General features: G+C 71.7%; 10 protein-coding genes. 5 read left to right on the top strand and 5 right to left on the bottom strand.

Features of this window, described 5'->3' with window-relative positions:
- Positions 1–72: 72 nt before the first annotated feature.
- From BDW27_RS15790 to mtrA, 3 genes are read right to left on the bottom strand one after another with little or no spacing between them, the layout of a single operon-like run.
- Positions 73–1,977: an LpqB family beta-propeller domain-containing protein gene (locus BDW27_RS15790; RefSeq protein WP_110049927.1), complete on the bottom strand. Its 1,905-nt coding sequence runs from the start codon at positions 1,975–1,977 to the stop codon at positions 73–75.
- On the bottom strand, positions 1,974–3,752 hold the full coding sequence (mtrB, locus tag BDW27_RS15785; RefSeq protein WP_110049925.1) for an MtrAB system histidine kinase MtrB: 1,779 nt from the start codon (positions 3,750–3,752) through the stop codon (positions 1,974–1,976). The genes BDW27_RS15790 and mtrB overlap by 4 nt, the downstream gene beginning before the upstream one ends.
- Positions 3,753–3,768: 16 nt before the next feature.
- A complete protein-coding gene (gene mtrA / locus BDW27_RS15780) occupies positions 3,769–4,446 on the bottom strand; it encodes an MtrAB system response regulator MtrA (protein WP_014908694.1) in 678 nt (225 codons plus the stop codon).
- A 1,010-nt stretch (positions 4,447–5,456) separates the two neighbouring features.
- Here mtrA and BDW27_RS27800 point away from each other — a divergent pair.
- The 5 genes from BDW27_RS27800 to BDW27_RS15755 all read left to right on the top strand — a co-directional run bounded on the left by BDW27_RS27800 (position 5,457) and on the right by BDW27_RS15755 (position 10,611).
- Complete coding sequence (locus BDW27_RS27800; RefSeq protein ID WP_233515775.1) at positions 5,457–6,467, top strand: glycerophosphoryl diester phosphodiesterase membrane domain-containing protein; 1,011 nt, start codon at positions 5,457–5,459, stop codon at positions 6,465–6,467.
- Entirely contained in the window at positions 6,464–7,099 is a 636-nt protein-coding gene (locus BDW27_RS15770; RefSeq protein WP_110049921.1) for a DUF4129 domain-containing protein, read from the top strand. Before BDW27_RS27800 ends, BDW27_RS15770 begins: the two co-directional genes overlap by 4 nt.
- Entirely contained in the window at positions 7,096–8,265 is a 1,170-nt protein-coding gene (locus BDW27_RS15765) for a DUF4350 domain-containing protein (RefSeq protein WP_110049920.1), read from the top strand. Before BDW27_RS15770 ends, BDW27_RS15765 begins: the two co-directional genes overlap by 4 nt.
- 64 nt (positions 8,266–8,329) lie before the next feature.
- On the top strand, positions 8,330–9,313 hold the full coding sequence (locus BDW27_RS15760; RefSeq protein ID WP_017542464.1) for a MoxR family ATPase: 984 nt from the start codon (positions 8,330–8,332) through the stop codon (positions 9,311–9,313).
- The gene (locus tag BDW27_RS15755) at positions 9,313–10,611 is read left to right on the top strand and encodes a DUF58 domain-containing protein (RefSeq protein ID WP_110049918.1); all 1,299 of its coding nucleotides are present in this window, start codon (positions 9,313–9,315) and stop codon (positions 10,609–10,611) included. Before BDW27_RS15760 ends, BDW27_RS15755 begins: the two co-directional genes overlap by 1 nt.
- A 60-nt stretch (positions 10,612–10,671) precedes the next feature.
- Here the strand turns inward: BDW27_RS15755 and BDW27_RS15750 are convergent, their stop codons facing one another.
- Both BDW27_RS15750 and BDW27_RS15745 read right to left on the bottom strand, forming a co-directional pair.
- Positions 10,672–12,162 carry a sodium:solute symporter family protein gene (locus tag BDW27_RS15750; RefSeq protein ID WP_110049917.1) on the bottom strand — a complete coding sequence of 497 codons (1,491 nt, stop codon included), beginning with the start codon at positions 12,160–12,162 and terminating at the stop codon, positions 10,672–10,674.
- Positions 12,163–12,298: 136 nt separating this feature from the next.
- Positions 12,299–12,682 (bottom strand): RidA family protein, encoded by a 384-nt coding sequence (locus BDW27_RS15745; RefSeq protein ID WP_017542461.1) that lies wholly within the window; start codon positions 12,680–12,682, stop codon positions 12,299–12,301.
- Position 12,683: the final 1 nt, after the last annotated feature.

Genomic DNA, 12,683 nt, shown 5'->3' with positions numbered 1-12,683 from the left:
TCCAGCTTGTGCGGCGCGGGCCCCGGGCGCCAGTGCGGGATCGCGGCCTGTGGACAACCGAGCCGGAAGCGCTCAGCCCGGGAAGGTGGGCGAGCCGCCCTCCACCACGTTCTGCCAGTTCAGGGGGTCGTTGGACACCCAGATGTTGCCGTCGTCCGACCCCGCGAGCAGCGGCTGGCCGGGGGCGCCGGAGATGGAGATCATCCCGGCGACCGGGGCTCCCGCGCTGGCGGCGGGCGTCCCGCCGTCCAGGGAGACGAACAGGGCCTGCGTGGTGCCGCCGTCCCGGCTGCCCAGGACGACCAGCTGGTCGCTCGAACGCCAGGCGATGCTGGTGATGTCCTCGAGTTCCTGGTCGGCGAGGCTGATGAAGGCGCCGACGGACACCTGGCCGTCCTCGTTCTCCACCACCCGGCCGACCTGGAGCGAGCGCTCTCCGTCGCGTTCGGTGACCACGGCGGCGCGGGCACCGTCCCGGGAGATCCTGAAGTGCACGAGCGACTGGTCCCGCAGGCCCCTGACCTCGGCCTGAACCACCTCGTCCCCGTCGCGGAGCAACCACAGCGCGGTGTCCCCGGGTGCGGGCGGGTCCTCCTCGGCCGAGCCCTGGGTTCCGGGTTCCTCGTCGGCGCGGGGCGCGTCCTCTTCGTCGTCCTCGTCGTCGGGACGGCTCCCGTCGCCGGTCTCCTCGACCACCCAGAGGTCGCCGTTCACGTCCCAGGACAGTTCGGTGAACACGCCGTCGCTGAGCACCTCCTGGGTCTGGGCGCCGGGGCTGGCGAAGCTGGTGACCACCTCGCGGCCGCCCAGGGTGATGCCCGCGATGGTGCTCTCGTCCAGCGAGACCGCGAACCGGTCGAGCCGGACCTCGCCCGCGCCCAGGGGGCCGGCGACCCGCTCGGCGTCGTTGAAGTTGTCGGCGTCCCAGTCGGCCGCCGACCACAGCTGGCCCTCGTGCGTGTAGTAGGCGTGGACACCGGAGAAGGTGGCCCCGGGGCTCACCCTCGACCAGTAGTCGCTGCCCGGGCGGGGGCGGTCGGAGCTGTCGCCGTCGGACTGCGGGAAGCTCACCTCCTCGCCGTTGATCCTGAGGGTGAACTCCTGGATCTCGGGGAGCTGGCGCAGGGTCCAGGCGATCTGGGCGCCCATGCCGTACTCGTCGGCCTCGTTCTGGCCGTTGATGTTGATGACCGCGCGTTCGGCGTCGATCTCCAGCCGGGGCGCGGTCCCCTCGGGGAAGGCGGACAGCACGGCCGGGGCCAGCCAGTCGGTGGGGCCGCCGATGAGTTTGCGCAGCAGGCGTTCGGCCAGCTGGTCGGTGCTCACGGGCAGGTACACCGGGTCCGGGACCAGGGCCGTCCCCGCCGGGTTGAAGAAGTAGAGGTTGAACGGGCGGTAGGTGCGCTCCACGTCCAGCTGGCTGAGGATGATCTCGTCCGGCAGGTCCTGGATGCGCCACTCGCCCTCGGGGTCGTCTCCCTCCTTGGCGAGGGTGAACGTCTCCTCCAGCATGGTTCCCGTCTCGGCCGGAACGTACTTGCCGCTCTCGTCGATGCTGGCGATCTCGTTGCTGCGGATGCGCACGGTGGCGCTGAGGCCGTCCGAGGAGACCTCGGAGTCCATGTCCACGGCGTCGAGGTCGGAGAAGACCCGGACTGCGGCGTCCGGGGTCCACTCCTCGCTCTGCTCGGGGAGCATGTAGCTGCGGGCGGCCTTGTGGTCCTCCTCGAAGCTGCCGAGGTCCTTGAGGAACCCGTCGATCAGCCCCTCGGGCTCGACCCCGGGCTGCGGACCGGCGGGCAGGAGCCGCACGTAGCCGCCGTAGGGGTCACCGGAGCCGTCTCCGCCCTCACTCGGGACCACGGGGCCGGTCATGGGAACGCTCGCACAGGCCGCCAGGGACACACAGGCGAGAGTTCCGGCCGCGATGGACCGCGCGGCCCGGGCCAGTCGTCCCGGGCGCTCCACGTCGCTCACAGCGCCTCCTCCTCGTCGGGCCCGAACCGGCCCCGGTCCGGAGCCCGCACGTCCTCGGTCCCGTTTGCGCCGTCCTTGTCACCGAAGGGCGGGTAGTTGCGGCCCAGCGCGATCTCCGGCGGCACCAGCGGCAGCGGTGAACCGCGCAGCTCGGCGCCGGACTGGCGGGGCAGGGAGAGCCGGAACTGGGAGCCCTGTCCGGGCAGGCCCCAGGCCTGGAGCCAGCCGCCGTGCAGGGTGGCGTCCTCCTTGGCGATGGACAGGCCCAGACCGGTCCCGCCGGTCGTGCGCACCCGCGAGTAGTCGGCCCGCCAGAAGCGGTCGAAGCACAGGTGCTCCTCCCCCTCCTTGAGACCCACTCCGTAGTCGCGCACGGCCACGGCGACGGCGTCGCGGTCGCCCGCGGCGGCCACCACCACGTCGCGTCCCTCGCTGTGCTCGATGGCGTTGACCACCAGGTTGCGCAGGATGCGGTTGATCCGCCGGGTGTCGAACTCGGCGACCACCGGGTCCGCGGGCAGGCGCAGGATCACCTTGATGCCCCGGCGCTCCGCGATCTGCTCGGCGTCGCCCACCGCCTTCATGACGGAGTCCCGGATGTCCGCCGACTCGATGCCCAGGGTGGCGGCCCCGGCGTCGTGGCGGCTGATCTCCAGCAGGTCGGCGAGAAGCTCCTCGAACCGTTCCACCTGGCTCTGGAGCAGCTCCACGGACCGGCGGTGGGAGACGTCCAGCTCCTCGCGGTCGTCGAACAGGAGGTCACCGGCCATACGGATGGTGGTGAGCGGCGTCCGGAGCTCGTGCGAGACGTCGGAGACGAACTGGCGCTGGAGCTTGGACAGCTCCTCCAGTTCCTGGATCTTCTCCTGGAGGTTTCCCGCCATGTCGTTGAAGGACATCGCGAGCCGGGCGAGGTCGTCCTCGCCCTGCACCGTCATGCGCTCGGTGAGGTCCCCGGCCGCCAGGCGTTCGGCCGACTGCGCGGCGGAGCGGACCGGTGTGACCACCTGCCGGGTGATCATGAACGCGATCAGCCCGAGAAGGATCACCAGCAGGACCGCGACCAGGGCGACCGTCCCCTGCACCAGGTCCAGGATCTCCTGTTCGTGCTGGAGCGGGAAGATGTAGTAGAGCTCGTAGGCCTGGTTGATCTGCGCGCCCACGACCAGGGCCGGTTCGACCGAACCGTCCTCCATGTCGATGCGCGTGTACGTGTGGTACTGCTGGTCGAACACCTCGGACTGGCGGACCTGCTCCACCAGCCGCGGCGGGACGCTGCCCTCGCCGGTGGCCCAGCCGAGTTCGTCGCTCACCGACGGCAGGATGAAGACGCTGTAGAGACCGGTGTCGCCGCTGCGGCTGGTCAGCTCGCTGGCGACGTTGTTCAGGAGACGGTTGCGGTCACCGATCTCGTTCTCCTGGAGCTCCGCGAGCGCGTAGCTGAGCCCCGCGCGGTGGTCGTTGACCGCGGCGTTGGTCTTGGCGTCCAGCAGACCGCTGCGCACCTCGGAGATGAGCACGTACCCCAGCCCCGCCATGACCAGCAACGACAGGACCAGGGTCGTGCTGATCACCCGCAGGTGCAGGGAGCGGCGCCAGTTGGTGTGCACCCCGCGCACCAGCGCGCGGGCCGCACGCTGGGCGAGGAGGTAGGCACGGGTCAGGCCCGTGTTGTTCTCCCGCCAGCCGCCGCTCTCGGGCAGGCCGGAGGGAGGGGCGGACCGCTCCCCCTCGGAGTCGGCTCCCCTCCCCTCCTCGGGTTCGGACGCGGTCATGTGGGTCCCGAGCGGGTCAGGCGGTCCCGGCCTTGTAGCCGACGCCGCGGACGGTCACGACGACCTCGGGGTGCTCCGGGTCCTTCTCGATCTTGGCGCGCAGGCGCTGCACGTGCACGTTGACCAGGCGCGTGTCAGCGGCGTGGCGGTAGCCCCAGACCTGCTCCAGCAGGACCTCGCGGGTGAAGACCTGGCGCGGCTTGCGGGCCAGGGCGACCAGCAGGTCGAACTCCAGCGGGGTGAGGCTGATCTGCTCGCCGTCGCGGCGCACGGCGTGCCCGGCGACGTCGATGGTGATGTCCCCGATCTGGAGGACCTCGGGCGCGGGCTCCTCGGTGCGCCGCAGGCGCACGCGCACGCGGGCCACGAGCTCCTTGGGCTTGAAGGGCTTGACGATGTAGTCGTCGGCCCCCGACTCCAGGCCGAGGACGACGTCGACGGTGTCGCTCTTGGCGGTGAGCATGACGATGGGAACCCCGGACTCGGCGCGGATCTGACGGCACACGTCGATCCCGTCGGCCCCGGGCAGCATCAGGTCGAGGAGGACCAGGTCGGGCTTGGTCTCGCGGAAGGCCTCGAGGGCCTTGTCGCCGTCGTGGACGAACGAGGGCTCGAACCCTTCACCGCGCAACACGATGCCCAGCATCTCGGCGAGGGCGAGGTCGTCGTCGACAACCAGTACACGTCCCTTCATCGGTGTGTCCGGCGCCAGGGTCCGCCACCGCCTCGGGGCGGAGGGGATACCGGCGCCTACTCCTCTCTCCTGGAACACTCAAGCGGCGTCAGTGGTCGGTGCCCGTGATCCCCGCGTCGGGGAACGATCCCCGACTGGGGACCGCGTTTCGTCCCCCAACCTTGCCAGCTTCGGACACTGTTGGAGGAGCGGTCAGCGGTGTTGGGCCCTTTTGGACCGTATTCGGTCACCGGCGGCGTCATCCCTGGCAAGGAAGGCCCGGAAAGCTTCGTGACTTGGCCGGTTGGTAACAGAAAGCATACAAAAGGAATGAAGTGCGTGGGTTGCCTACGACACACTGCAAGCGCACTGAGAAGCGGTGGAACCGGCCGGTAGGTTGGTTTCCAACACGTCAGAATTGGCGCGAAAACGCTCGCGCGCAGTAACCGAACCTCACGGAGGGCGGGCAGATGAGCCAGGAGGACGACCACCGGGAGAGGCCGGGGGACGCCCCGGACGTTTCCGGAGGACAGGGGTCGCCCGATTCTGGAGACACCGGGTCGGGTGGTTGGTCCGCTCCGGGACAGGGCCCCGCCGCACCCGGTGAGGGTGGTTCCACGCCCACGCCTCCGGGACCGCGGCCCGGTCACGGTCCCCCCGGCTTCGCTCCCCCCGAGCAGGGGCCGACCCCGGGATACGGCACCCCTCCCGGGCAGGGCACTCCCCCGGGGTACGGGCAGGCGCACCCGCAGCAGCCGGGCCAGGGAACCCCTCCGGGTTACGCGCCGCCTCCGGGATACGGCCAGCAGCCCGGCTACGGCCCACAGCCCGGGTACGCGCCGCCCCCCGGGTACGGCCCCCCGCCCGGGTACGGCCAGCAGGGCCATGGTCCACCGCCCGGTCACGGAAACCCGCCCCCGGGGTACGGGCCCCCGCCCGGATACGGTCCCCCCGGCCAGGGCGCCCCCACCGGTCACGCCGCCCACGGGCAGGACCCGAACGCCCCCCGCCCGGCACCCATCAAGCCGGGCGTGGTGGCGCTCCGGCCGATGTCGCTCGGCGACGTCTTCAACGGTGCGTTCAGCTACGTCCGCCAGAACCCCCGAACCACCTTCCTGCTGTCGCTGATCGTCATGGCGGCCGCGTCGATCATCGGCAGTGTCGCGGCGACCTGGGCGACGGGCGACTCCCTGGCGTCCCTGAACATGTTCGACGAGATCATGGCGGACCCGGAGGCGTTCGACCCGGACGACCCGATGTTCGCGACCTCGCCGATGGCCACGATGCTGAGCTTCCTCGGCAGCCTCGTCGTCATGGTCGGCGGAGCGATCCTGATCGGCATGCTCTCCGGTGTCGTCGGTATGGCGGTGCTGGGCTACCGGCTCACCATCGAGCAGGCCTGGGCCTCCGTTCGCGGACAGATCGGCTCCATCATCGGTCTGGCCTTCATCAGGCTGGCCATCCAGGTCGTCATCGGCGTCGTCGCCTTCATCGCCTTCTTCGTGGCCCTCTTCATCGGCCTCATCACGGGCTTCGGCATGGCGGACCCCGTGGTCGGGATCATCATCGGGTTCCTCATCATGCTCGTGGCGGCGCTGGTGATCGGCGCCCCCGCCCTGTGGATCTGGGTGCGCCTCTACTACGCCATGCCGTTGGTCGTGCTGGAGCGGCTGGGCCCCGGCCAGGCCATCGCCCGCTCGTGGCGGATCTCCCAGGGCGCCTGGTGGCGCACCCTCGGCTACTGGCTGCTCAGCGCGCTGATCGTGCTGGTGGTCAACCTGATCCTGGCCGGACCGGTCGGCCTCGTCATGCCCTTCCTGTTCGAGGTCGAGACCTTCGGCCCGGTCCTGGCGGGCGTCGTCAACTACGTCGCCACCGTGCTGATCTACGCCCTCACGCTGCCCTTCGTGGCCGGTGTCACCACGCTGCTGTACATCGACCTGCGGATGCGCCGCGAGGGTCTGGACCTCCAGCTGCACCAGATCGCCCAGCGGGGGCAGCCGGTCGGCGCGGAGGTCTACCTTCCGGGGTACCGGGCGTGAGGGCCCCGCTCGTCGCACCCACCGACGTGACCGGGGAGGAGGGTCGGCGCCGCGCCATCGAGGAGCTGTCCGACCCCCTCTACGGCAAGAGCGAGCCCTCCCTCCTCGACCGGTTCCTCAACTGGCTGGGTGAGCTCCTGGACCGCCTGGCCTCCGCGGGCGAGGGGGTCATCCCCGGCGGATGGCTCCTGGCCCTCGTGCTGCTGGTGGTGGCGGTCCTGGTGATCGCCCTGATCGTCTACCTGCGCCCCTCCCGCAACCGAGGGGCGGAACCTCCCCTGCACGAGGGCGCGGTGCGCACCGCCGCCGACCACCGCTCGCTGTCCGACCAGGCTGAGGCGCGGGGCGACTTCTCCGAAGCCGTGACGGAGCGGCTGCGTGCCATCAGCGTGGACCTGGAGGACCGGGCGATCGTCGCACCGCGTCCCGGACGGACCGCCACCGAGCTGGCCGCCGAGGCCGCCCGGTCGCTGCCCGGTGAGGCCCAAGGACTGGACGAGGGCGCCCGCCTCTTCAACGACGTGGTCTACGGCGACCGCGTCGCCACGACCGAGTCCGCCCGCACCATGCGTGAACTGGACGTACGGCTGAGCGCGGCCCGCCCCGTACTCGACGACGAAGGGGCCCGATGACGACCACCGCACCGGGACCGGTCACTCCCCGACCAGCCGCCGGACGCCTGTGGCGTGCCAGCCGGCTGCCGATCGCCGTCATCACCGTGCTGGTCGTGGCCGCCGTCCTGCTGTCACTGGGTGAGGAACAGTTCCCGTCCGGCTACCTGGAGCCCGGCAGCCCCGAACCCCACGGTTCACGCGCGCTGGCGCAGTTGCTCGACGAGGACTCCGACGTCTCCGTCGCCCGCACCTCCGACGCGGCCGTCCGGTCCGTGGAGCGGTCCGGGGACGACACCGTCCTGCTGCTCATGCTCGACCACCGGCTGCTCCCCGAGGAGCTGGACGCGCTCGCCGAGCTGGAGACCGACACCTTCCTGGTACAGCCGTCCCTGCGTTCCCTCACCACCTTCGCGCCCGGCGCGGACGTGACCGGGAGGGCCCACGGCGACGCCAACCTCGCGCCCGACTGCGCGCTGCCCGACGCCACCCTCGCGGGGGACGCCGGGGTGACCGGTGAGCTCTACTCCGCCGAATCCGGAGTCGAGGCCCTGGGCTGCTACCCGTCCGAGGGCGGGTTCTCGGTGCTCCAAGTGGCCAGGCCCGACGGCTCCACGACGACGGTCCTGGGCACCGGCGCCCCGCTCACCAACCGCGACATCGACTCGGCGGGCAACGCGGCGCTGATGCTCAACCTGGTCGACGCGGAGCACGTGGTGTGGCTGCGGCCGGACCCGCCGCAGGAGGTCGGAGGCGCCAGCCTGTGGGAACTGGTCCCGGCGGGTCTGCGCTGGTCGCTGGTTCCGCTGGCGCTGGCCCTGCTGCTGTTCGCCCTCTGGCGGGGGCGGCGGATGGGCGCGCTGGTCCCCGAGGCGCTCCCGGTCGTGGTCCGGGCCGCGGAGACCACCGAGGGCCGCGCCGGGCTGTACCAGTCCCGGCAGGCGCGCGACCGCGCGGTCGCGGCGCTGCGCGGGGGTTTCCTGGAGCGGTCGGTACCGAGGCTCGGCCTGCACGCTGAGGCCGGCCCGGACGCCGTGGTGGCCGCCGTGGCCGAGCGGAGCGGGGCCGACCCCCAGTCCGTCGGGCCGTTGCTGTACCCGGCCGGACCCGACCCGTACACGGCCGACGACTCGGCCATGCTGCGGCTGGCCGAGGAGCTTGACCGACTCTCCGAGGCACTGCGGTGAGCCCCGCGCCATCGCGCCCCGGACGAGAACTGACCACTGAGGTATCGAGAGAGGTAGACGGCACGTGAGCGCCTTCACACCCGAGGCACTGCCCTCCGCCGACGAGGCCCGGGCGGCGCTGACCGCCCTGCGCCGCGAGGTGGCCAAGGCGGTCGTGGGCCAGGACGAGACGGTGACCGGTCTGGTCGTGGCACTGCTGTGCCGTGGCCACGTACTGCTGGAGGGCGTGCCGGGTGTCGCCAAGACGCTGCTGGTGCGCACGGTCTCGCAGGCCCTGTCGCTGGACCACAAGCGGGTGCAGTTCACCCCGGACCTGATGCCGGGCGACGTGACGGGTTCGCTCGTCTACGACCAGCACACGGCGAAGTTCGAGTTCATGAAGGGCCCGGTCTTCACCAACCTGCTGCTGGCCGACGAGATCAACCGGACGCCGCCCAAGACCCAGGCCTCCCTGTTGGAGGCCATGGAGGAGCGGCAGGTCACCGTCGAGGGGCGGCCGGTCTCGCTGCCGGACCCGTTCATGGTGGCGGCCACCCAGAACCCGGTCGAGTACGAGGGCACCTATCCGCTCCCCGAAGCGCAGCTGGACCGGTTCCTGCTCAAGGTGACCGTTCCGCTGCCCGAGCGCAACGCCGAGGTGGCCATGCTGGGCCGGCACGCCGCCGGGTTCGATCCGAGCGACCTGACCGCCGCCGGGGTGACCGCCGTGGCCGGGGCCGCCGAGCTGCACGCCGCACGCGCCTCCGTGGCGCAGGTGCGGATCGCGCCCGAGGTCCTCGGCTACATCGTCGACCTGTGCCGGGCCACCCGTTACTCCCCCTCGCTCCAGCTGGGCGCCTCCCCCCGTGGCGCCACCGCGCTGCTGCGCACGAGCCGGGCGTGGGCGTGGCTGTCCGGCCGCGACTACGTGACCCCCGACGACGTCAAGGCCCTGGCCAAGGGCACCCTGCGGCACCGGATCGGTCTGCGCCCGGAGGCCGAACTGGAGGGAGCCACCGCCGACGGCATCCTCGACGGCGTGCTGTCCTCCGTCCCGGTGCCGCGCTGATGGTGGTCACCGGCCGGGCCGCTCTGCTGGCGCTCGTCGCGGCGGGCGCGGTGGCGATCTCCGGCGACATCGGCGGGATCGTCACCTACGTCTCGGCGGGCCTGGTGGTGCTGCTGATCGTTCTGGACGTGCTGCTGGCGACCGGGCCGGGGCGGCTGCGGCTGTCCCGGGAGGGCGACACCACGCTGCGCCTGGGCGAGACGGCCGAGGTGTTCGTGACGGTGGCCAACCCGACCCGGCGGCGGCTGCGCGGCAGGGTCCGCGACGCCTGGCAGCCGAGCGCGCATTCCTCTCCCAGGGCCCAGCCGCTGCTGGTGGGTCCCGGGGAGCGGCGCCGTGTGCGGACCACGCTCACGCCCACGCGCCGGGGTGACGCCCGCGCCGCCGGAGTGACCGTGCGCAGCGTCGGCCCACTGGGGCTGGCCGGGCGGCAGCGCACGCTCACTGCCCCCTGGACCGTGCGGACGCTGCCGCCCTTCCACAGCCGCAGGCACCTGCCCGGCAAGCTGTCCCGGCTTCGCGAGCTGGAGGGACAGCACACGGCGATGGTGCGCGGCCAGGGCAGCGAGTTCGACTCCCTGCGCGACTACGTGCCCGGCGACGACGTGCGCTCCATCGACTGGCGGGCCACCGCGCGCAACGACGGCGTGGTGGTGCGGACCTGGCGGCCCGAGCGGGACCGGCGCATCCTCGTCGTGCTGGACACCGGTCGCACCTCGGCCGGTCGGGTGGGCGACACCCCCCGTCTGGACCACGCGATGGACGCCGCGCTGCTGTTGACGGCTCTGGCGGGCAAGGCGGGCGACCGGGTGGACTTCATGGCCCACGACCGCACCGTGCGCGCCCAGGTCCGGGCCTCGGGCAAGGGCAGCCAGGTCAACCGGGTCGTGGAGGCCATGGCCCCGCTGGAGCCCACGCTCGTGGAGTCGGACCCGGCCGCCCTGGTGAGCTCTGTGCTCACCCAGGGGCGGGCGCGCAGGCTCGTGGTGCTGCTGACCGACCTCGACGCGACCTCGCTTGAGGAGGGGCTGCTGCCGAGGCTGCCGCTGCTGTCCGCTCACCACCTGCTGCTGGTGGCGGGGATCAGGGACCCGGAGGTCGAGGAGATGGCCGCGGGCCGGGGCAGCCCCGAGGCCCTGTACCGGGCGGCGTCGGCCGAGCGGACCCTGAGTGAGCGGCACCGGATCAGCAGGGAGCTGCGCCGGATGGGCGCCGAGGTGGTGGACGCGGGTCCCGAGCAGATCGCTCCGGCGCTCGCGGACGCCTACATCAACCTGAAGGCCCAGGGGCGGCTGTAGCGACGGACCGACAAGGGGGCCACCACCGGGCGCGGTGGTGGCCCCCTTCGTGATCCGGGGTCAGGCGTCCTCGTTCGCACTGCCCCGCAGCTTGGCGCCGACCTCGAGGGCGGACCGCTCCTCGGTCAGCCGCCGCAGGGCCTCCTCCTTGGAGACGGTGGACCGCGGGGTCACCAGGCTGACGACCACCCCGGCGACCAGGGCCACCGCCAGCGACGGGATCACGGCGTTGCCCCAGAAGGCGGTGAACGAGGCGACGTTGTTGACGACCAGGGCGGCCACCGATCCGCCCAGCATCGCGGCGATCCCGCCCTGCCAGGTCGCGCGGGGCCAGAACTTGCCCAGGAGCGACGCCACCAGCAGGCCGGTGAGCACCGTGGAGATCATCAGCGTGATGTACCCGATCAGGGTCGTGGCCATGAGGGAGAACACGAGAGCGAGACCCATCACCGCGGTCAGTCCCCACCTCGAGTAGCGGACCAGGTTTCTCGGGTCGGGGAGCCTTCCGGTGAGCAGTTGGGAGATGTCGCGGACCAGGATGGTGACGCTCACGATGGCGTCCGAGTCACCCGAGGACATCGTGGCCGACAGTCCGGCGACGAGCAGGAACGCGCCCAGCCACACCGGGAACAGGGTGGTGACAAGGTACGGGAACGCCATGTCCGGGTTGTCCAGGGCGGGTTCGAGGGTGTGGGCCGACATCCCCGCGATCGCTGGAAGGATCGAGAAGGCCGCGAAGAGGACGCCGGCGAGGAGGAAGCTGCGCCGAACGGTCCGCACGTCGACGGCCGCGTAGATCCGCTGGCGGTACGAGGGGGTGGCCAGCACACCGACGGCGATGACCACGGCGAGGGAGATCGCGGGCACCGGGCCCAGGGCCTCGTAGCCGAACAGGGAGAGCGCCTCCTCGGAGGAGCCCTCACTGAGTCCGTCGAGTCCGCCGACACTCACCAGGGCCAGGACGGCGAGGACGGTGAAGCCGAGGAAGAGGATGGTGCCCTGGATGGCGTCGGTGATGACCACCGCCAGGTAGCCCCCGACGATCGTGTACACCCCGAAGCCCAGGGCGATGACCACCTTGGCCGTGTTCTGGTCCATGTCAGTGAGGAAGGACAGGTACATGGCCCCGCCCATGATGTGCGCGCCCAGCCAGCCCACCGAGGCCAGGAACAGCAGGACGGCCACCACCCCCTTGATCGCGCGGCTGGCGCCGAAGTAGTAGCTCATCTCCTCCGGGAAGGTCATGAACCCCTTCTCGCGCACGTCGGAGAAGAGCCACAGCAGGAGGAGGACTCCGGCCGCTCCGCCCACCCCGTACAGGGTCCCGGCCCAGCCGTTCTGATAGGCGAAACCGACCGCGCCCAGGCTGGATCCGGTGCCGACCAGGGTGGCGAGGGTGCTGCCCATGACCAACGGGGTGCCCAGACCGCGTCCGGCGAGGAGGAAGTCCTCCCCGTCCTTGGTGCGCCGGGCGACCCACCAGCTGATGGCGACCATCAGCAGCACGGAGGCGAGCAGGGCCGATAGGTAGATCACATGGGACTGGCTCATGGCGAACCTCCGGGGTGACGGGGGTTGAGGGGGTGGGGCGGGGAGCGGGGGGTGGGGATCGGGATGGGTGGGTACGTGCGGCCCGGACCCGGGGACCGGGCCGCACGGCGGGGTCAGGGCTCGGACGGCCCCGGGGTCAGCCGACCGGGTGGTACAGCACCGCGTCGACCTCGATGGCGAAGCCGGGCAGGTCCGCCTGGATGGTGGTGCGCACCGGCGCCCTGTCGCCGAAGTACTCCGCGAAGACGCCGTTCATCGCCTGGAAGTCGTCCAGGTCGCGCAGGTAGACCCGGGCCTGGACGGCTTCGGACAGGTCGGCGCCCGCGGCCGCCGCGACGGTGGCCAGGTTGTCGAACGTGGCCCGCGCCTGCTCCAGGAACGTGCCCTCGACCACCGACCCGTCGGTGCGGTGCGGCGTCGCCCCCGCGAGGTACACGAAGTCCCCCGCGACGACCGCGTGGGAGTAGGGGCCGCCGGGCGGCGCGGCGTCCGGGGTGTTGACGATCTTCTTCTCGGACAAG

Source organism: Nocardiopsis sp. L17-MgMaSL7, from assembly GCF_003182025.1.
GTDB classification, from domain to species: Bacteria; Actinomycetota; Actinomycetes; order Streptosporangiales; family Streptosporangiaceae; genus Nocardiopsis; species Nocardiopsis prasina.
The sequence above is the reverse complement of the archived record's forward strand: the minus strand, read 5'-3'. Positions and strand labels throughout refer to the sequence as shown.

What these genes read in the sequence shown, in the direction of transcription:
- mtrB (WP_110049925.1), bottom strand. Translation starts at nt 3,752, where the DNA reads ATGACCGCGTCCGAACCCGAGGAGGGGAGGGGAGCCGACTCCGAGGGG.
- mtrA (WP_014908694.1), bottom strand. Translation starts at nt 4,446, where the DNA reads ATGAAGGGACGTGTACTGGTTGTCGACGACGACCTCGCCCTCGCCGAG.
- BDW27_RS15765 (WP_110049920.1), top strand. Translation starts at nt 7,096, where the DNA reads ATGACGACCACCGCACCGGGACCGGTCACTCCCCGACCAGCCGCCGGA.
- BDW27_RS15755 (WP_110049918.1), top strand. Translation starts at nt 9,313, where the DNA reads ATGGTGGTCACCGGCCGGGCCGCTCTGCTGGCGCTCGTCGCGGCGGGC.
- BDW27_RS15750 (WP_110049917.1), bottom strand. Translation starts at nt 12,162, where the DNA reads ATGAGCCAGTCCCATGTGATCTACCTATCGGCCCTGCTCGCCTCCGTG.